General features: G+C 58.4%; 14 protein-coding genes. 8 read left to right on the top strand and 6 right to left on the bottom strand.

Translation table 11 applies throughout. The features are described from left to right. Positions 1 to 164: 164 nt before the first annotated feature. Positions 165 to 1688: a fumarate hydratase gene (locus E4T63_RS21785; RefSeq protein WP_027612504.1), complete on the bottom strand. Its 1524-nt coding sequence runs from the start codon at positions 1686 to 1688 to the stop codon at positions 165 to 167. A gap of 521 nt (positions 1689 to 2209) precedes the next feature. On the opposite strand from E4T63_RS21785, the gene E4T63_RS21780 reads away from it, so the two are divergent. From E4T63_RS21780 to E4T63_RS21770, 3 genes are all read left to right on the top strand, one after another. Beyond that, the gene (locus E4T63_RS21780; RefSeq protein WP_135296442.1) at positions 2210 to 3316 is read left to right on the top strand and encodes a GGDEF domain-containing protein; all 1107 of its coding nucleotides are present in this window, start codon (positions 2210 to 2212) and stop codon (positions 3314 to 3316) included. Further along, a complete protein-coding gene (locus tag E4T63_RS21775) occupies positions 3309 to 4244 on the top strand; it encodes an iron-sulfur-binding ferredoxin reductase (protein WP_135296441.1) in 936 nt (311 codons plus the stop codon). The genes E4T63_RS21780 and E4T63_RS21775 overlap by 8 nt, the downstream gene beginning before the upstream one ends. A gap of 158 nt (positions 4245 to 4402) precedes the next feature. Next, positions 4403 to 5152 (top strand): enoyl-CoA hydratase-related protein, encoded by a 750-nt coding sequence (locus E4T63_RS21770; protein WP_135296440.1) that lies wholly within the window; start codon positions 4403 to 4405, stop codon positions 5150 to 5152. A gap of 192 nt (positions 5153 to 5344) precedes the next feature. Here the strand turns inward: E4T63_RS21770 and E4T63_RS21765 are convergent, their stop codons facing one another. The 4 genes from E4T63_RS21765 to pyk all read right to left on the bottom strand — a co-directional run bounded on the left by E4T63_RS21765 (position 5345) and on the right by pyk (position 9728). Continuing rightward, positions 5345 to 6715: a delta-60 repeat domain-containing protein gene (locus E4T63_RS21765; protein WP_167797085.1), complete on the bottom strand. Its 1371-nt coding sequence runs from the start codon at positions 6713 to 6715 to the stop codon at positions 5345 to 5347. A 60-nt stretch (positions 6716 to 6775) separates the two neighbouring features. After that, complete coding sequence (locus E4T63_RS21760; RefSeq protein WP_167797084.1) at positions 6776 to 7285, bottom strand: hypothetical protein; 510 nt, start codon at positions 7283 to 7285, stop codon at positions 6776 to 6778. Then, on the bottom strand, positions 7282 to 8049 hold the full coding sequence (locus E4T63_RS21755) for a hypothetical protein (RefSeq protein WP_135296437.1): 768 nt from the start codon (positions 8047 to 8049) through the stop codon (positions 7282 to 7284). The genes E4T63_RS21760 and E4T63_RS21755 overlap by 4 nt, the downstream gene beginning before the upstream one ends. 227 nt (positions 8050 to 8276) lie before the next feature. Beyond that, positions 8277 to 9728, bottom strand: coding sequence for a pyruvate kinase (gene pyk / locus E4T63_RS21750; protein ID WP_003227610.1), 1452 nt, complete (start codon positions 9726 to 9728; stop codon positions 8277 to 8279). Between the two features lie 234 nt (positions 9729 to 9962). On the opposite strand from pyk, the gene E4T63_RS21745 reads away from it, so the two are divergent. From E4T63_RS21745 to E4T63_RS21735, 3 genes are all read left to right on the top strand, one after another. Then, the gene (locus E4T63_RS21745) at positions 9963 to 10313 is read left to right on the top strand and encodes a hypothetical protein (RefSeq protein WP_135296436.1); all 351 of its coding nucleotides are present in this window, start codon (positions 9963 to 9965) and stop codon (positions 10311 to 10313) included. A 76-nt stretch (positions 10314 to 10389) separates the two neighbouring features. After that, positions 10390 to 10776 carry a tetratricopeptide repeat protein gene (locus E4T63_RS21740; RefSeq protein ID WP_095137006.1) on the top strand — a complete coding sequence of 129 codons (387 nt, stop codon included), beginning with the start codon at positions 10390 to 10392 and terminating at the stop codon, positions 10774 to 10776. A 228-nt stretch (positions 10777 to 11004) separates the two neighbouring features. After that, positions 11005 to 11364, top strand: a complete 360-nt coding sequence (locus E4T63_RS21735) for a PilZ domain-containing protein (protein ID WP_095137007.1) — start codon at positions 11005 to 11007, stop codon at positions 11362 to 11364. Positions 11365 to 11511: 147 nt separating this feature from the next. Here E4T63_RS21735 and E4T63_RS21730 read toward each other — a convergent pair whose 3' ends face one another. Next, the gene (locus E4T63_RS21730) at positions 11512 to 11886 is read right to left on the bottom strand and encodes a DUF6124 family protein (protein ID WP_098965299.1); all 375 of its coding nucleotides are present in this window, start codon (positions 11884 to 11886) and stop codon (positions 11512 to 11514) included. A 470-nt stretch (positions 11887 to 12356) separates the two neighbouring features. Between E4T63_RS21730 and E4T63_RS21725 the strand changes: the two genes are divergently transcribed. Both E4T63_RS21725 and E4T63_RS21720 read left to right on the top strand, forming a co-directional pair. After that, positions 12357 to 15656: a hypothetical protein gene (locus tag E4T63_RS21725; RefSeq protein WP_135296435.1), complete on the top strand. Its 3300-nt coding sequence runs from the start codon at positions 12357 to 12359 to the stop codon at positions 15654 to 15656. Continuing rightward, positions 15653 to 19279 (top strand): Tc toxin subunit A, encoded by a 3627-nt coding sequence (locus E4T63_RS21720; RefSeq protein WP_135296434.1) that lies wholly within the window; start codon positions 15653 to 15655, stop codon positions 19277 to 19279. The genes E4T63_RS21725 and E4T63_RS21720 overlap by 4 nt, the downstream gene beginning before the upstream one ends.

Below are 19279 nucleotides of genomic sequence, written 5' to 3'. Positions count from 1 at the left end.
ACGTGCGTGGACAGACGCTACCAACAAGTGGAGATCTCGTAACCTGTCAGATCTGACAGGTGCCAAAGAGCCATTAATGTGCAGGGTGCCCCGCACGGACAGGCGGGCACAAAAAAAGCCGGCCCGTCATATGACGGGCCGGCCTTTTTACAGCTGCGAAACGCTTACTGCACTTCTACCGCCAGGCTTTCGGCGATCTTCTGTTGCCAGATCGCCGGGCCGGTGATGTGTACCGACTCACCGTTGCTGTCCACCGCGACGGTGACCGGCATGTCCTTGACCTCGAACTCGTAGATCGCTTCCATGCCCAGCTCGGCGAAGGCCAGCACCTTGGACTTCTTGATGGCCTGGGCCACCAGATAAGCGGCGCCGCCCACGGCCATCAGGTACACGGCCTTGTTGTCCTTGATCGCTTCGATCGCGGTCGGGCCACGTTCGGACTTGCCGATCATGCCCAGCAGGCCGGTCTGCTCAAGGATCTGACGGGTGAACTTGTCCATCCGCGTCGCGGTGGTCGGGCCAGCCGGGCCAACCACTTCGTCACCGACCGGATCAACCGGGCCGACGTAGTAGATAAAGCGGCCTTTCAGATCCACCGGCAGGGTTTCACCCTTGTTCAGCATCTCGACCATGCGCTTGTGCGCCGCGTCGCGACCGGTGAGCATCTTGCCGTTGAGCAGGACGGTTTCGCCCGGCTTCCAGCTCTGCACTTCTTCCGGGGTCAGGGTGTCGAGGTTGACGCGACGGGCCGACGGGCCGGCTTCCCAGACGATTTCCGGGTAGGCGTCCAGCGATGGCGCTTCCAGCGAGGCCGGGCCGGAACCGTCGAGCACGAAGTGCGCGTGACGGGTGGCGGCGCAGTTCGGGATCATGCACACCGGCAGCGAGGCGGCGTGGGTCGGGTAGTCCATGATCTTCACGTCGAGCACGGTGGTCAGGCCACCGAGGCCCTGGGCGCCGATGCCCAGTTGGTTGACCTTCTCGAACAGCTCCAGACGGATCTCTTCGATACGGTTCTGTGGGCCACGGGCTTTCAGTTCGTGAATGTCGATGGATTCCATCAACACTTCCTTGGCCATCACTGCGGCTTTCTCGGCGGTGCCGCCGATGCCGATGCCCAGCATGCCCGGTGGGCACCAGCCAGCGCCCATGGTCGGAACGGTCTTGAGCACCCAGTCAACGATCGAGTCGGACGGATTGAGCATGGCCATTTTCGACTTGTTCTCGGAACCGCCGCCCTTGGCCGCCACGTCCACTTCCACGGTGTTGCCCGGGACGATGGAGTAGTGGATGACTGCCGGGGTGTTGTCCTTGGTGTTTTTGCGAGCGCCCGCCGGGTCGGCGAGGATCGAGGCACGCAGGACGTTTTCCGGCAGGTTGTAGGCGCGGCGCACGCCTTCGTTGATCATGTCGTCCAGGCTCATGGTCGCGCCATCCCAACGTACGTCCATGCCCACACGCACGAACACGGTGACGATGCCGGTGTCCTGGCAGATCGGCCGGTGGCCGGTGGCGCACATGCGCGAGTTGATCAGGATCTGCGCGATCGAATCACGGGCCGCTGGCGATTCTTCGCGCAGGTAGGCTTCGTGCATCGCCTGGATGAAGTCCACGGGGTGGTAGTAGGAAATGAATTGCAGGGCGTCGGCAACGCTCTGAATCAGGTCATCTTGCTTGATCACGGTCATGAGTCGCGCTCCTCTAAAAGACGGGAACATTCAATAAGGTGCTTGCAGCTTGGGTGCATCGGTCGGTCGCAAGCACCTTTCAAGGCACGCCGGGGCTGCTGGCGCGACGCTAAAAAGGCGCGGCAGTATACCGCGCCTCTTCCGGGCATACACGCGTCGGCAGTCATTCGTTGGTCGCATGGTTGGGCGAATATCGAACATCGGGTTTGCACTTCAATACCCACCCCCTCACCCCAGCCCTCTCCCCCAAGGGGGCGAGGGGGGAAGGGAGCCGATTTGTGGCGAATTCAAAACCTGAGTTCGGCATGATGTATCAGGTCGGCGTATCTCAAATAAACAATGCGGTCAGTTCCCTCTCCCTCGGGGAGAGGGCTAGGGTGAGGGGCTTTTGAGGCCACACTTTTGACGTCAATTTTCGAGCCCGAAAATCGGTGGTCATTTATCGACCGCCCCTCTAAAGTGGCATCCGGTCTGTAGAGTAGGACACTCGGTCAGCCTCCTATCGCACGGTGAGTCAACGATTGACCCATAACGCCATTCAACGTCTTTTGCTCAAGCGCTTTGCCCTCGCCGCAGCCACCTATGGATTGGCTTTGCTGCTGCTGTGGCTGGCGTTTTTCACCGGGCATTACCCGCAATCATTGAACAGCGTGGCCATCGGCAGCGCGCTGGTGGTGATCTGCCAGGCGACGTTGTTTACGCTGTTCTGGTCCGGGCGCAACCAGCGCTTTGCCGACCCCAGCCTGACCGAAGCGCAAGTGCTGCTCGGGCTCGGCTGGCAGACCTGGCTGATCGCCCATCTGGATGAAGCACGCGGCGCGTTTCTGGTGTTCTACGTGCTGATCCTGCTGTTCGGCCTGTTTCATTTAACCCGGCGCGCCTTCATTCGTTGCGCGCTGCTGGTGTTCTTCAGTTTCTGTGCGATCACCCTCTGGGACGGCTACCACTTCCGTCTGCCGGATCCGGCGCTGGCGGCGTTGCAGGTGTGCATTCTGGCGATGGTGCTGGCGTGGCTGGTGATTTATGCACGCTTCGTCCAGGTTTCACGGCAACGCATGCGCCAGCGCCGGTTTGCCTTGCAGGCGCATCAGGACACCCTGCGCGGGATGATGCGCCAGCTCGAAGATCTGGTGGCCACCGATGAGCTGACCGGGCTGTTCAATCGCCGGCATTTTCTGCGCCTGGCCTCACGGGAACTGGCGGAGATGGAGCCAGGCGTGGTGCATGGTCTGGCGCTGATCGACCTCGATCACTTCAAACGCATCAACGACCTGCACGGCCATGCCGCGGGCGATCAGGTGTTGCAGGCGTTCGCTGGCGTGGCGGGTGCCTGCCTGCGTGACGGCGACGTGCTGGCGCGTTACGGTGGCGAGGAGTTCGTGGTGTTGCTGCCCGACTGCGATGCCGAACGCCTGACGGCCTGTTGTGAACGTCTGCGCATCGCCTTCACCGACGTCGAACTGGTGGGCCTGAATGTGCGCAGCCTGAGTCTGTCGGCAGGCATGACCTTGCTGGGGCTGGGCGATGATCTGGACGACGCCTTGCAGCGTGCCGATCAGGCGCTGTACCGGGCCAAGCGCGACGGGCGCAATCGTTGTGCAGCGGCATGGGAGAATGTGGATGCCTGAACTTCGCGTCGGTGATCGGCAATGGCCGGTGGCGGCGGGCAGCAATTTGCTCGACGCGCTGAATCAGCACGGCGTCGCGGTGCCTTACAGCTGCCGCGCCGGCAGTTGCCATGCCTGTCTGGTGCAGTGCGTGAGCGGCTTGCCCGCCGACAGTCGCCCGGATGCCTTGAGCGCCGAACAGCGCCAGCAAGGCTGGCGGCTGGCTTGTCAGTGTCAGGTCACGGAAGATTTGCAGGTACACACCTTCGACCCCGTCACCGACGGGCGCCCGGCGGTGGTCGAGGCGCTGGACTGGCTCAGCGATAACGTCCTGCGTTTGCGCCTGACCCCGCAGCGACCACTGCGCTACAGCGCCGGGCAGCATCTGGTGCTGTGGATCAACCATATCGCCCGGCCGTATTCGCTGGCGAGCCTGCCGCAGGAAGACCGTTTTCTCGAATTTCACCTCGACTGTCGCCAGCCCGGCGAATTCAGCGATGCGGCGCGGCGCCTGCAGATCGGCGACCCGATCCGCCTCGGCGAACTGCGTGGCGGCGCGCTGCATTACGACCCGGACTGGCACTCGCGCCCGCTGTGGCTGCTGGCGGCCGGTACCGGGCTGGGGCCATTGTTCGGCGTGCTGCGCGAAGCCTTGCGCCAGGATCATCAGGGCGCCATCCGCGTCATTCACCTGGCCCATGACGAGCGCGAGCACTATCTGGCCAAACCCCTGGCGGCGCTTGCTGCGCAGCGCGAAAACCTCAGCGTCGAGCTGTGGACGGCGGCCGACTCAGCCGCCGCTTTGGCGCAACTGCGCCTTGTTTCCCGGCAAACCCTGGCCTTAGTCTGCGGCTCGACTGCCAGCGTCGATGCGTTTGCCAAGCGTCTGTACCTGGCCGGACTGCCGCGCAATCAACTGCTGGCCGATGTGTTTTTGTCCCGCGGTTGAGCGCTGAATCTCGTGTGAAGGTGAACTTCTGTGGCGAGGGGATTTATCCCCGATGGGCTGCGTAGCGGCCCCAAAAAATTGTGAGCGCTGCGCACTCAATCGGGGATGAATCCCCTCGCCACAGAGAACCTCTTAAACCAGCCATGTTGAGACACGCCATGACCGAAGCCATCCTGCTGGAACGCGAACGCGGTTTGCTCACCCTGCGGCTCAACCGTCCGGACAAGAAAAACGCCCTGACCCGCGCGATGTACAGTCGCCTCGCCGAGGCCCTGAAGCAGGCCGACAACGATCCTGAAATCAACGCCGTGCTGATCACCGGCGGTGCCGAGTGCTTCACCGCCGGCAACGACATCGCCGACTTCATCCAGCAACCGCCGAGCGACCTCGACAGCCCGGTGTTCCACTTCATGCTCAACCTGCTTGAATGCCGCAAACCGGTGATCGCCGCCGTGGCCGGCGCGGCGGTGGGCATCGGTACCACGTTGTTGCTGCATTGCGATCTGGTCTACGTCAGCCGCGATGCGCGGTTGCGCATGCCATTCGTCAACCTCGGGCTGTGCCCGGAGTTCGGTTCCAGCCTGATCCTGCCGCGTTTGCTCGGACACGCGAAAGCGGCGGAGCTGTTGCTGCTCGGCGAAGGATTCAGCGGTGAACAGGCGGCGCAGTGGGGCATTGCCAGCGAGGCGTTGGGCAGCGGCGAAGCGGCACTGAACAAGGCGCGGGAGATGGCGTTGCGTTTCGACGAGCTACCGGCCGAAGCGGTGCGTATCAGCAAGCAATTGATGCGAGCGCCGGATCGCGAATTGATCCGTAAGGTGATCGAGGAGGAGGGCGCACTGTTCACCCAGCGCTTGCGCTCACCGGAGGCATTAGCGGCGTTGACCGGGTTTATCAAGCGGCACTGAGATCTTCGCTGATCTGGACGGCCTCATCGCTGGCAAGCCAGCTCTCACAGTTTTTGTGGTGGATGCAAAATCCGTGATCGCCGCCGAGCCTTGTGGGAGCTGGCTTGTCAGCGATGAGGGCAGAATAGACGCCGCATCTTTTAGCTCAGAATGCAAAAAGACCCGGCATTCACATGCCGGGGCTTTGATGAGTCAAGACATTAATCCGCGTGCAATAGGACGTCTGCCTAAATCACCATCATCGGGGAATGACGACATTATGATTTTTTCATGAGCAATAACTGAGCTGTAGTAGGAAGGAACTATTGTTTGTCTGTATTCAAACCAGCCCCCATTGCCATATTCTTCATCGTGAGCGCCGTTGGCTAAAAAACGAGTAACCGCATAATGGTTCAGGTCGCCTTTTCTTGTAATTCCCGTAACCAGAAACTTTCCACTAGAAAGAAAGTCCGCTTTGGAGAAGTAAGTGTCTTTTGAATTGAGCCGGAAAAAAACGGGCTCTCCGCCGTTGAATTGAATATTGGTGTGGCCATTTTCTTCGAGGCTGATTAATAAGCCCTCATGGCTGGTCGAGCCTCTTTCAACTTTCGCACCCAGGCAGAGGATGCGATTGTTAGTTTGATTTTTCGTGCTTGAAAGAGTGAAGTAGCTGTTTGTATTACTGGGTTTTATTAACTTGAATCCGTCCGTTTGAAAGTCAGTGATCAGTTGCCCCTCTTCATCATGTTTTACCAGAACAACGGCTTCAGGGATGCCCCCGTACTCGTGCCTGACGATGCCGGCACTAATGTAGTCGCCTGTACTGGTGACCGTGAGGCTTCTAAGCAGAGTAAAATTAAACTTGTCATGAGCGACTTTGATGAAGCCGGTTTTATTAAATGTTGTGTCAAGTTTTCCATCTTGGGTAACACGGATTATAAAGCTGCAACTTTCAAAGAAAGAGCCAGACTCATGGAGTAACAAAAGACGTCCATCGGCAAGCATCATTAAATTGGAAGTGGAAGGTGTAGTTGTATTCGATTTGGAATGTTTGAGTAGTCTCGAGTCGGCGATTTTCTGACGTTTTTCATTGTAAGCGTCTTTGTTTGATGAAGCCTCACTTACGTCAGGGGTATAGAAAATGAACGCTCCTTTGTCGCCAAATGTCTCATCAATTGTGCCGTTCAAATTAAAACGGATTATGGCTTTGTCGTATCTTGGACCTTCGTTGTAGTAACCCATTTCTCCGCTCACCAGGATTTTTCCTTCTGAGAAAACAATTTGCTCAGCGGGAAAGTCGGCTCGATGAGTGCCAATAGTTTCGCTATAGAAAAACCCGTTGTTGCCGAAGCTCTCGTCGATAGCGCCACGCTGATCAAGACGGGTGACCGTGTGGAACGCGCCATGGTCGCCGTACGCCTCGCCAGCGACGTAAATCATGTCATCAGGCCCTACCGCGACCACGGTTGAATGGTATTTCGGATAGTCAGGAAGCGGTGAAGTCAGATACTTAAATCCGTCTTTACCAAATTCAGGATCAAGCTTGCCGGACATAAGTGAGGAACTCGACTGTTGGGAAGTCATGGCCATTTCCTTGAGATGAGGAGCAACAATGTTTACCGGAATTACTCAGGGCATTGCCCTTCAGTTAGGCAAGTACCGCAAGATCATTGGATATCCAGGCTCCTCGTCTCTCAACACAAAGGGAATGGCGCTCACGAGGATTTTTTCATCGGACTGAAAGGCAATGCTGGCCATATACGTTCCTTTTCCATCGGTTGGCAGAGTTTGTTTGACGTAACCCTCTCCATTACCAAAGTTGGCATCCAGTGTCCCGTTGCTGTTAAAGCGGGCCACGACAAGCTGGTGAGTCATGGGCGTGAAAGTGCCTGTCGACCCCACGACAACAGACCGGCCGTCCTCTTGAAATGCACCGGCCTCCCACTGTGTTTCCTTGGCCAGGGCCGTCAGCAACGGTCGACCCTGATTGAATTGAATGTTCGGTTCACCATTGGGCTCGGAGCTGATCAGCAACGCTTTGATATCTGAAGATGTTCCCGCTTCACCAACCCCAAGAATCCCTCCATTGTGCTGTCGCACAAGTTGTTTGAATTCTGATGCACGTATATCGAACACCACGAAACCATTTTTCATCCAGCCAAACGATTCATCGGGCTTACCATTATCATGCAAGCAGGCAAGCATGCAAGCATGGCATGGTGACTTGATGCGGCGAGCGTCAAGCCTCCAACCACATATTTCTCTTGCGTATCGTCAACCAGCAAGCTCTGCAACAGACTCGTTGGATTATGAGGGTTTTTGATATGGATGAAGCCTGTAAGGGAGAAAGTTGTGTCCGGAGCTCCCTGCGGCGTCAGGCGTATGATCCATCCATAGTAATGAATAGTGAGAATCTTGCCGTCACGCAAGATCACCATACCCGTCTGGTCAGCGGCGGAGTTTTTCAGAACTTCAATTGGTTGCGTGGATAGCGAACCGAGTTCCAGACAAACCTGGCCATCTTCGCCAAAGGTTTTATCCAGTGATCCATTTGCTTCCAATCGGTAAAAATACGAAAAGTTGGTAGAAATAGACGATTTGGATTCGGCGTTAACGATAATCCTGCCATCTTGCAAAGCAAACGAGGAAAGGCCGGAAAACTCGGGAAGCGGGTGTTGGAATAAACCGTTCTCGCCATAATCAAGATCAGGATCGCCATTTAGATCCAGGCGGCCCAGGGTGAAGTAGCTGAAATTGCCTTTGGAGGAATGCCCGCCGAAATAGATCCAGGAATCCTTTACCAGCAGTTGTTTGATATGGATAGTTCCGTAGTCCGGATTTCCGTTGACTATCGTCACAATTCCTTTGTCGCCGAAATTGGTATCGAGCATCCCGCCGTAAGTTTTTTGACTCGTCATTTTTTCGACCTCGTGCAATTGCGGAAAAACAGGTCGTCAGTTCATTGCACGATAGAAAAGCGTAAAAACTCTGAAGATTAATGATCGGACGAGTTTCGATTAAAAGCTTCCAGCGTCAGTGGCACAACTGTCAGGTCTGACAGTTGTAGATTCGCCCGACAGGTGTTAACGGTAATAAAAAAGCCCCGGCATTCGCATGCCGGGGCTTTTGGTTTTCAGCGAATCACTCAGACCTGCGGGTCGCCAACGTGCAGGATCTTCATGCCGTTGGTGCCACCGGTGGTGTGGTAGCTGTCGCCCTTGGTCAGGATGACCCAGTCGCCTTTTTCCACAACGCCGCGCTTGACCAGCTCGTCGATCGCTTTCTGGCTGACTTCGTTCGGGGCCAGCGAAGCCGGGTCGAACGGAACGGTGTACACGCCACGGAACATCGCCGCGCGGGCCTGGGCTTCGCGGTGCGGGGTGAACGCGTAGATCGGCACCGAGGAACGGATACGCGACATGATCAGCGGGGTGTAGCCGCTTTCAGTCAGTGCGATGATCGCTTTCACGCCCGGGAAGTGGTTGGCGGTGTACATGGTTGCCAGGGCGATACTTTCGTCGCAGCGCTCGAATTCCTTGCCGATACGGTGGCTGGAAGTCTTGCTGGTCGGGTGCTTTTCAGCGCCGACGCAGATGCGCGCCATCGCCTGAACGGCTTCCAGCGGGTAGAGGCCGGCAGCGGATTCGGCCGAGAGCATCACGGCGTCGGTGTAGTCGAGCACGGCGTTGGCCACGTCGGACACTTCGGCGCGGGTCGGCATCGGGTTCTGGATCATCGACTCCATCATCTGGGTCGCAACGATCACCGCTTTGTTGTGGCGGCGTGCGTGCAGAATGATCTTCTTCTGAATGCCCACCAGCTCGGCGTCGCCGATTTCCACACCGAGGTCACCACGAGCAACCATCACTGCGTCGGAAGCCTTGATCAGGCCGTCGAGGGTTTCATCGTCGGCCACGGCTTCGGCGCGTTCGATCTTCGCCACCAGCCAGGCAGTGCCGCCGGCTTCGTCACGCAGTTGACGGGCGTAGTTCATGTCGGCGGCGTCACGCGGGAAGGACACGGCGAGGTAGTCGACTTCCATTTCGGCGGCGAGCTTGATGTCGGCCTTGTCTTTTTCGGTCAGGGCCGGCGCGGTCAGGCCGCCACCGCGACGGTTGATGCCTTTGTGGTCGGACAGCGGACCGCCGATGGTCACCACGCAGTGCAGCTCGGTAGCGGTGGCGGTTTCGACGCGCATCACCACGCGGCCGTCGTCGAGCAGCAGCTCGTCGCCCACGCCGCAGTCTTTCACCAGATCCGGGTAGTCGATGCCGACCACTTGCTGGTTGCCTTCGGTCAGCGGATGGCTGGTGGAAAAGGTGAACTTGTCACCGATCTTCAGCTCAATGCGCTTGTTGGCGAATTTGGCGATACGGATTTTCGGGCCTTGCAGGTCACCCAGCAGGGCGACGAAACGGCCGTGCTTGGCGGCGAGGTCACGCACCAGCTTCGCGCGAGCCTTGTGCTCGTCGGGGGTGCCGTGGGAGAAGTTCAGACGGGCGACGTCCAGACCAGCCAGAATCAGCTGTTCGAGAACTTCCGGCGAGTTACTGGCCGGGCCAAGGGTAGCGACGATTTTGGTACGACGGACGGACATGCAAAGACTCCTGAGTTCAAGCGCTAGCAGAGGCTACTATGCTCTTGGGGTGTAGTCATTGTTCGTTTGCACTACTTATTGTTTTCTTTATTGAACGTGGTTTTTTTTCAACGACTGTGACCGGCAACCGCTACCGCTGGTCGGTACTGGTATTTCTAACAGGTGGCACGCGGTTTTTCGATCGATATACAGATTGAATCCCGCCAATGGTGGCGGGGCTGCGAGGCTAACGACATGACAGCTGAAAAAGAAACACACCAGGCGCTGGAACCGCCAGTGATTGAAAGCCCAAAAGATGGCGACAAGCCAGGTGTCCGTTTTCGAGTGGAGGGAACAGGAACACCCGGAAATTTCTCGATCGCCTACAGCACCAGGGATCCCTTGAATCCGCTGTTTGGCCAATTGATCAGTAGCAACGGGAGATGGAATACGTTCCTGGATCTGAGCAAATTCGGTTTTTATGTCGTTGAAAGAAGCCCGGACGGCACGGTTTCGCCAAGGTCACCGGTAGTGACCATCCATCTGGAGTCAACCCCATCTGCACCGAAGGGCGATGCCAACTCTCCCGAGGACGCCCCGCACTGATACCACGCTGTCGAGGGCGGCATTGAAGATTTTTCGCGCAAGGTCGATACAGACCTCAAGACAGGAGAACCTCCCCATGCGATTGTTGCCCATTGCCGCCCTTGCCCTCAGCGTCCTCGCCGTCACGGGCTGCACCCGTTGGTCGATGAACCATCATTTGAACAACGCCTACAGCGCCTACGACCGGGGCAATTGCGAGCAGGTGATGCTCGAACTGTCCAAGGTCGAACGCGCCAGCCGGGCCCGTCCGTATGTGTGGCCGGAAGTGTCGATGATGCGCGGCCAGTGCCTGGAACGGCAAAAAATGTACATCGACGCGGCGCAGACCTACCAGTTCATCATCGCCTCGTACCCCAACAGCGAATACGCCTTCCGCGCGCGCGCCCGCCTGGAAACCCTGCAGAGCCTGGGACATTACCCGACTCGCAGCGCAGCGGCAGTACCAAGTCCGCAACGTTTCTGATGCTGGTTGTCATACAAACGCTGGCCGACTGTACAAGCTGAGCTATAGTCCAGTGATCCGGTTCAGAGCCTGATTTTGGGCCGGGGCAACACCTGCGACTGGTAGAGGTTGAGGTGATGGCGTATTGGCGACCGTCACACCGGAAGCGGGGAGAGCGCGTCTGCAGGGCAGGCACGTTCCGAAGCAAAGGTGCGGCTCTGTGATGGAGCCTTGCATGGCGTACTGCGCATGTTTACCGATCGTCGAATTGAACGGCACCAGTTGCCGTACTTCCTGCGGGTGTACAACAGCGTCACCGACAAACCCATCGGTTTTCTGGGCAACGTGTCCGAGGACGGGCTGATGCTCATCAGCCAGTTGCCGATGATGATCGGCGTCGATTTCAGTCTGCGTCTCAAACTGCCATTCAGCGACGGCTGCCAGCAGGTCATCGACCTCACGGCGTGCTGCCTGTGGTGCCACGAAGACGCGACGCCCCTGCATTACGACGCCGGGTTCAGCCTGCAGCGCCCGCCCCCGGAATATGCGCAACTGGTCGAGGCGCTGCGTCAGTACTTCAGCTTCCAGCCATTGCCGGCCTCAGCCTGACTTCGGCGACGCTCGCATAATTGCTATCGCGGGCAAGCCCGCTCCCACAGTGTCCGGGGTTGATCAAAGCATTTGTGCACACCACAAATCCCTGTGGGAGCGGGCTTGCCCGCGAAGGCATCAGCCCGGACAACGCTTCTCCAAAGGCTAACCCACAGCAATCGCCCGCTCACTGTCCAGCGTCTTCTCCGCCAGCAATAACCCCATCTCGCTCAACTGATAGATCGCCATCGCCAGATGCCGTGGTTTGTCTTCCAGGCTGTCCGCCAGATCCAGCAGCAGAATGCTCACCGACGAGAAGGTTTCGTAGGTCTGGATGGCGATGGCTTCGGGGTTGATGTCAGGCGCGACCCGGAACATCTGCATGCCACGATCCACTGAATTGCGCGAGGGCGGTTCGGGTTTGAGGTAGTGGTCGAGGGCGCGCTCGGCGGCTTCGTGGAGCTTTCGTGAATCGGGGGATTCGTAGGGCGAGGTATCGGCAGGATTTGTTTCGGGCGGATTAGGGGTTGCTTTGAACATGGTGATTTTCCCTTAAGTGATGCCAGCACGATCTCGCGACTAAACGAGAGGGTGGCGGCTGAACGCAGGTTAGTCGACCGGGGGAAACCATCACCAAAAACCGGCGCGCCCGAAGGCGCCCTGCGAACAGCCACCATCGAGTGCGGGGATAGGGAATACCCGACTTGATGACGCTTATGCACATTGGTGAAACCCCCGGGCGACTAAACCCGACCACTGATTGGCAGCGGCACGGACCACGTTACGGGGCATCGGCAAAGCGCACAAGCCGGCGGATTCTGGCGGATCTGTAGGCAAAGGCGCAAGGCGTTGTAGCCTCTCGACACGCAGGAGACACACCAAGAAATACACGGTGGTGGAAGGCTACCGTTCGTCGGGACTGTCAGATTTTACAGGTGTGGCTTACTCCTCAATGGGGATACAAAACGGAGCAAGACCAGCCCGTCAAACAGTCCAGGAGTTCACATGTCATGAGCGACGAACCAGATGATCCCGTTGTAACCGGATGGGCTGCCCCAACGTTTTCCGTCCCGCTATCTGGAACCATGCAAAAAATGCCATTACGAGTTCGTTGCGATTTCGGATTCAATCGCAATGGCAAATGGAAAGTCCATATTTACAACCCGGGCTATAAACGGGAAATCACGGGTACGCACAACGGTTACTACTATGAGTTCACCCTTGATGATTTCGAACAAGGGCCGGACTGCGAAATACATACCCAATTCGATGCACAGGGTGTGTGGTCTGATTGGGGTTTTTCCGGGAAGTTTCGCGTTATCAAGCCCATAACTGTCAATGCCCCTCCGGCACTGGTGGGCCCCAACCCCGTTATTTCCGGGTGGGGTGCCTATTCTGACGCCAGCATCGAAGTATACCGGGTACCTAACAATAGAACCTGGAGAGGAACTGCTTCGGGGGACGGTAGTTGGTCGGTTCAAGTCGATCATCTTGAGGAAGGGTTACATCAGTTTGGCGCTCTGCAGATTGTCAATTTATTGCGGTCGGATGAGTCGGCGCTGGTACCCGTCACCGTAGCAAAAACCGTGAAAATCACTTCGCCAGCCAGCGATGATGTGCTGGTCAATGAACGTCTGCCGATTATTTCTGGAGAGGGGCACAGTGGCACGGAAATACGGATTTACGAAGCCGGCAGCGGGGTGATTCTATACGGCAGCACCACTGTTGAAAACAATCGATTCAATGTGAAACTGAACGTAGAACTTCCGCTTCGCAGAATTGTTCTGGTAGCCGAGTCAAGGGCTTACAATCAACCATTGCAATGGTCGAATGAGGTGCCGATCACCGTTGTAGAGTTTGGTATTCCGATAATTCTGGCTCCTGCTACAGGCGATTATGAGACACGTACACCTTTATTCGAAGGAGACGGGACAGCTGGGGCTGCCGTGGTCGTTTATCTGGACAGGACAACGGAAGTCGTTGGCAGGGCAACGGTAGGTACTAATCGAAAGTGGCTCACGTACGCGTCGCGGCAGTTGCTCCCGGGCAGTTGTACGATCGCCGCGGAACAAACGTTTCAAGGTCGGCCATCCGGACGCAGCCTGGCGCGAACGTTCAAAATCCGCCCTCCAACATTGACGTCCGTCAGCGTCACCTATCCAACCCTCACCACCATCGAGTTTTCCGGCGCAGGTTTTACCGGCGCCACGGTCGAGATCACGATTGTCCGAGGTCCGACAGGAGCTACGCCGCCACCTGCCGTTGTCGTGACCGCAGGCAGTTGGAGAACGACTTCACAGTACTGGCCCATCGGCGACTACGATCTGAAGGTCGTGCAGAAGGTTGACGACATTGCTGGTGGCTCGATTCCCTCGCAGGAATACCATTTCAAGGCTTCATCGAAACTTCCACCGCCCTCTGCTGTGAGATACACCAATGACCTCTACACTCCGACATTCATCGGCGAAGGTATTGCAGGGGCATCTGTCGAGGTCACCGACAAGGCGACCGGCGCTGCGCTCGCTCCATCGACGCAGGTCACGAATCAGGGCTGGTTGACCCGTGCCTTCGAGGCGTGGGCACCGGGTTCGACCCGCACCGTGCGTGTGGTGCAGAAGCTCGGTGCGGCGGTGTCGGACGCTGTTGAGCTGGTCATCAATATAGACCGTTTCCCACCGCCGACCGAGCTGGCTTTTACCGTTGTCGACTACAAGCCGCGTATCACTGGCAGAGGGATAGCCGGCGCCACAGTGCAAGTGACGGACAAGCAGAGCGGCGCCGCCATTGCACCACCCGCGCCCGTGACGGGCCAGGGCTGGACGGCAGAGGCATCGACACCCTGGCAGCCGAATACCAGCAGAATCGTCCTGGTGGTGCAGTCCAGAGACGCTTTCGCCTCCGATCCGGTGGAAATAACCATCTCTGTGCCGCTGCTGGCACCCATCATCACTGCCGTCGAAGACGATGGACTCTCGCCGAAAATCTCCGGCACCTGCTGGCCCGGCGCGACACTGAGCCTGAAGTACAGCGACAGTGCGACCGAGCACAAACCTGATGGAAGCAGTGGCACATGGACCTTCAAGCGCGACGCCGGGTTTGCTCCGGACGAGCAGCACACCGTGACGGTGATCCAGACCGTCGCCGGGCGTCCGTCGCCGCCAGCCTCGCAAACGTTCTCGGTCAGCCCGGAGAAACCGGTCATCACCGCGCCGGAGCAAAACGCAGACACCCACTACGACATGACCGTGCACGGCATCGACGGTTATAACGATGCCATATTGCAACTGCGGGACGCGCAATTCGGGCGGAATCTGGGTGAGCCGAAACGGCTGACCGCTCATGGCGACTGGTTCATCGAGCTGAAAAAACTCGAGTTCCGCAAATACCAGATCGATGCCGTGCAAACCATCGCCGGCAGACCCTCTCTGCCCAGCGCTGTGCGCAGTTTTTTTGTCGTGCTGGTGCCGCCGGTCATCACGGTGCCGCAGGAGCATCAATCGCTGGCGCGCACCTCGACGCTTCGTGGCACCGGCGAACCCCTTGGCCACGTGACGATCTGGCGTGAAAGTCCGAGCGAAATCCTGCTCGATAAAATCTCGATAGGCGCCAAGGGCGATTGGTTTGCCGACGTAACGTTGCCGGTCGGCAACTACAAGGTGAAGGCCCGGCAATTCTTCGACGATCATGAGTCGAAGGAAAGCCTTGCGCGCAGTTTCAAGGTGGTGCCCGCCGCGCCGGTTATCGAAAGCCCCGGGCGAGGTGTGCACGTCGGTCGTCGGGTTGTTGTGTCCGGCTTCGGCTACCCCGGTGACACAGTGCTGGTGACGCTGACGGGCAGCAAGGGTTCGGTACGCGTAAGCGCTCCGGTGCTCGAGGATCGTACCTGGTCGCTGACGCTTGAAACGGAGCAGTCCGACGGCACTGCGCAACTGGTGGCGGTGTCGTCGTGTGATGGCTTCGAGTCTGCCCCCTCGGCTGCACATCCAGTGGAGCTCGGCACTTACCTGCCCGCTATCGATGAGCCGACGCCGGGAAGCTGGAAAGAAAATCCGCTTCGCTTCCTCGGTAAAGGCCGCACGGGCGTGGGGCGCGTGGTGACCTGGTACGACCCTGATCAAGTCTTGAGCGAAGACATTGCCGTCACCGATCAAGGCTGGCGCGGCGAGGCATCGCACGCCTTGCGTCCAGGCGGCCACTGGTGCCGATTCCAACAGACCATCACCGACGCTGCGGATGGCTCGACCAAGTCCGACTGGGTCGAAAGCAAGCGTTTCGAGGTGATTTCGATTCCACCGGGAGCAAGACCATGACCGAGCCTGTGATCCGTCCAGTGCAGCAGTTGCTGAGACAAGTGTTCAGCGATGAACAGCGCGAAACCTATACCGATTTTTGCAATTACCTCGAAAATGGTGGTTCGATTTTTCCGCTGGTTGAGCAAGGCGTTCGGGGACTGGTCAGCCACTACCGGATGAATCCCGACGACGCGCGGGCCTTTTTACGCAGGGCCAACAGTCTGGCGGTGTTTGTCCGGCGCCAGTTCATCGAACATTCGTTGCGCGGTCCGCAGGCCCCGGTCACGCACCCCGACAGCGGTCTGTTGTCGATGGTCGCGGGGCCGAGCTACGAGAGTTTGTTCTCGACCAATTTCGATGGGTTGTGCCCACCGCAGGCCCTGGAGTCAATCGCATCTCCGGTGGCTTACCTGATCGAGTTGTTGCGCTGGATCCAGGACAAAATCCACGCCATTGGCGGCGACGAAAAACTCGATTTGCATGAGCGCCGTCGGGATCTGAAAAAGCTGCTGGTCGACTTCAATGCCGTGCATCAGGCAGTGTCGGCGCTGGACATCATCGTCCCGGTGCTCGAAACGTTTATCGAAGAAAACGATAGTGAGCAAGACCTCGAAGAGGCACTGATCCAGACCCGTTACCCCAACGGCCTGCCGTACTACCAGCATTGGGTCACGCTTGATTTTGTCGCCCGTGAACATGGCCTGTCGGTGGGTAATATCGCCCACATGGTGGATCTGGCCTATCCCTATTTCCTGCAGCCTGAGGCATGGGACAACGATGCCGGGCGCGCCTTTACCCATGCGTCGCGGCTGGGGCCTTATCAGCGTGAATTGCTGACAGAGGCTCCGATAAAAACTGGCGATACCGACGCAAGGGACGATTATTACCAATACAACTTTGGAGCACCTGGGACCGATTGGCTAAATCTCAATCAGGTGAAATTCTTTGGCGAGCGGACGGGGCTGGACACCCGGGATATCGAGGCGTTGCTGTCGATTCGCGAATTCGCCCCGACGCGTTCGGCCAACGTCAGCGTGTATGACAGCGAGCAACCGGGTGCTGACGAGAGCCAGCGATCCGGCTCGGTCTATCTAAACGCCGCGACCATTCCGGCGCTCGACATTGATTACAGGGAAGACAGCGAAGCCTTTCTGCATCGTTTGACACAAGACCCGACCATCATTGACCGCTACGAACGAATGAATCGCAAGTTGCGCCTGGATCGATGGCTGGAGCTGCCCAGCGAGCAGGTGGATGCGTTGTTGACGGCGGCGATCAGGGCAGAGGCCCGTCATGCGACACCGGCAAATCCGTGGTGGATTTCTACCCATCAGGTGCATGCGCTGGGCCTGTTTCAGTCGCTGCGTGAACGCTATGGCTGTTCGGCAGAGGATTTCGCGGCATTTATCGATGAAATCTCGATTTACGGGCGTGCCAATGCCCTGTCACTGTTCGATCGCACCTTCAACGGCCAGGGCAATTATCGCCAGCCCCTGGTGCTGGACGGCGCAACGTTTGCGACGCTGCCGGCGCAGGGTGTCGCGGAGCTGACAATCAGCCAGTTGTGCAGCGGATTGGGCATCGATCTGCAGACTTATGCCTACCTGGCAGTAGCGATCGAACGGGCGCACGGGTTCAGCGGCACGCTGAGGCGCACCACGGCAGTCATATCGAGTTTCTACCGGTTGGTGAAGTTGCCACGGTTGCTGGGGATCACCCCGGTCGAAGGCGTGCTGATGCTGACGCTGTTGGGCGGCGAGAGCTGGGTCGACGGGCTGGCAGGTTTGCCGCGGGTGCACGCACGGCTCAATAGCGAAACCACACCGGACGTACTCAATCTGATGTATGCCCTGCACTCCTGCGTGTCCTGGTGCAAGGATCGCGAACTCCCTGTGCTGTGGATGCTGCAGCAAGTGGCACCGCTGCAGGCCCTGGCGGTTGCCACACAGGCCGAGCAGCAGTTGTTCGAGCAGATCCGCAACCTGCTGCCTGCCGCGCTGTTCAACAATGCCGGGCTGTCGATGGCTGGCGTTCCCTCGCTGGAGGGGCTGGACTGGCTGCGGTTGTTGACCGAACTGGTCGACCCGACGGGTCTGGTCATCGACCTGCAAATACCCGAGACCGACTACCTGAGCCTTGCCCGGCTAAAGTTCGACCAGGCAATCAGGGAGGGGCTGGGCGAAAACGACGCCAGTGTGCGGGGCATTCTCGTCGAGCGAATGCTCGGCGTGCTGTTGAAGGCGCGGGAGGCGCAGGTCTCGGTCGCCCGGGAGTGTCTGGCGGTGTACACCGGCCTTGATACCGAACGCGGGTTGCTGATGCTGACCTGGGCGCAGTCCACGGTTTATCAGTTGTTGTCGCAGGTCAGCGCGCGTGCCGATGCAACTGAGGCACTCAGTCCCGCTGCACGCACCGCAGAGCAACCCGACCCGCTGCTGAGCTTGCTGGCGGATGTGCGACGTCGCAGTGCTGTGGCGAGCAAGCTGGAACTGTCTGCGGTGTTGCTCGAAGACTTTCTGCAATACGGCCACAAGGCCTGGATGGCTCAGGACGATCGGTACCAGCTGTCGATCCGCACCCTGTATTACCTGACCGCGCTGGGACGGGCCTTCGAGTTGAGCGAGCAACCGGCCGGCAAACTGCTCGACTACCTGCGTCAGGTCAACGCATTGCCCACGCCCCTGACAGGCCATGCGCTGCGGCTGGCACAGGAAGCGGCAGCGTTGCGGCTGGCGGCGTTTTTCGACTGGAGCGTGCAAGAAGTGCGTGAGTGCGTCAGCCGCATCGACCCTGCGCTGAAGATCCTCAAGACTTTGCCCCAGCTCGATTTGCTGATGCGCATCCGCGTGTTGGCCCGGCACAGCGGCATGGACGCCCTGACGATTTTTCTCGTGGGAAATCTGCCGGAGGACGTAGACAAGGACGCTTATCGAATTGCCGCAGAGCGCGCGCTGCTGAGCCTTTCAGATAACCGCGAGTCGGTGGTTGCCTTTGCCGATGAGGTGGCGCAACCACTGGTCACCATGACCTGTGTTGTGGACAAGACCGAGGTGGTGGCCGGTAAACCCGGCGAGAAAGTCCTGTTGACCGTGACGTTGACGGACGCCGATGACAAGCCACTGAGTGGCGTCAATGTGTACTGGCAAGTGAGCCTCGGCACGATTGTGGCCAAGCCCACTGAAGTCAATGGAACGGTGACGGTCGAGTATCTGCCGGGCGAGGTCATGGGGCAGGAAACGCCACTGTTCTGGCTTGACCTGATCGACGCGCAACAGGCTCCGACTATCAATATCTCCGATGACGCCGTGACGCTGTCCTTCCCCGCACCATTAACTGCCCAGGTGCCGCAGCAGCCGATTCCGGCGGGGCAGGAAGTCGAGCTGTACGCCACGCTGCGCGACGCCTATCAAAACCCCGGGCGCAACCGTCTGGTGCGCTGGTCCGCCGAACCTGCGAGCGGCAGTAGCGGCTCGGTGGTGATTCGCCCCGGGCAGAATTACGCCGACTTCGAGGGTGTTACACGGGTTTACGTGTCGAGTTCCTCCGGCGGCAAGTTCATTTTCAGCGCGCATTGCGATGCCAGCGAAAGAGAAACATTTTTTGACCCTATCACCTTCACCGAAGCACTGACTCACCAATGA

The sequence above is a fragment of the Pseudomonas fluorescens genome (assembly GCF_004683905.1).
Classification (GTDB): domain Bacteria; phylum Pseudomonadota; class Gammaproteobacteria; order Pseudomonadales; family Pseudomonadaceae; genus Aquipseudomonas; species Aquipseudomonas putida_A.
Note: the sequence above shows the minus strand (reverse complement) of the source record. Positions and strands in the feature narration are given on the sequence as shown.

Bases quoted from the DNA above. Each gene is read 5' to 3' on its own strand.
- E4T63_RS21770 (WP_135296440.1), top strand. From the start codon at position 4,403: ATGACCGAAGCCATCCTGCTGGAACGCGAACGCGGTTTGCTCACCCTG.
- E4T63_RS21745 (WP_135296436.1), top strand. From the start codon at position 9,963: ATGACAGCTGAAAAAGAAACACACCAGGCGCTGGAACCGCCAGTGATT.
- E4T63_RS21720 (WP_135296434.1), top strand. From the start codon at position 15,653: ATGACCGAGCCTGTGATCCGTCCAGTGCAGCAGTTGCTGAGACAAGTG.
- E4T63_RS21730 (WP_098965299.1), bottom strand. From the start codon at position 11,886: ATGTTCAAAGCAACCCCTAATCCGCCCGAAACAAATCCTGCCGATACC.
- E4T63_RS21725 (WP_135296435.1), top strand. From the start codon at position 12,357: ATGAGCGACGAACCAGATGATCCCGTTGTAACCGGATGGGCTGCCCCA.
- E4T63_RS21755 (WP_135296437.1), bottom strand. From the start codon at position 8,049: ATGACGAGTCAAAAAACTTACGGCGGGATGCTCGATACCAATTTCGGC.
- E4T63_RS21785 (WP_027612504.1), bottom strand. From the start codon at position 1,688: ATGACCGTGATCAAGCAAGATGACCTGATTCAGAGCGTTGCCGACGCC.
- E4T63_RS21735 (WP_095137007.1), top strand. From the start codon at position 11,005: ATGTTTACCGATCGTCGAATTGAACGGCACCAGTTGCCGTACTTCCTG.
- pyk (WP_003227610.1), bottom strand. From the start codon at position 9,728: ATGTCCGTCCGTCGTACCAAAATCGTCGCTACCCTTGGCCCGGCCAGT.
- E4T63_RS21760 (WP_167797084.1), bottom strand. From the start codon at position 7,285: ATGAAAAATGGTTTCGTGGTGTTCGATATACGTGCATCAGAATTCAAA.
- E4T63_RS21740 (WP_095137006.1), top strand. From the start codon at position 10,390: ATGCGATTGTTGCCCATTGCCGCCCTTGCCCTCAGCGTCCTCGCCGTC.
- E4T63_RS21775 (WP_135296441.1), top strand. From the start codon at position 3,309: ATGCCTGAACTTCGCGTCGGTGATCGGCAATGGCCGGTGGCGGCGGGC.
- E4T63_RS21765 (WP_167797085.1), bottom strand. From the start codon at position 6,715: ATGACTTCCCAACAGTCGAGTTCCTCACTTATGTCCGGCAAGCTTGAT.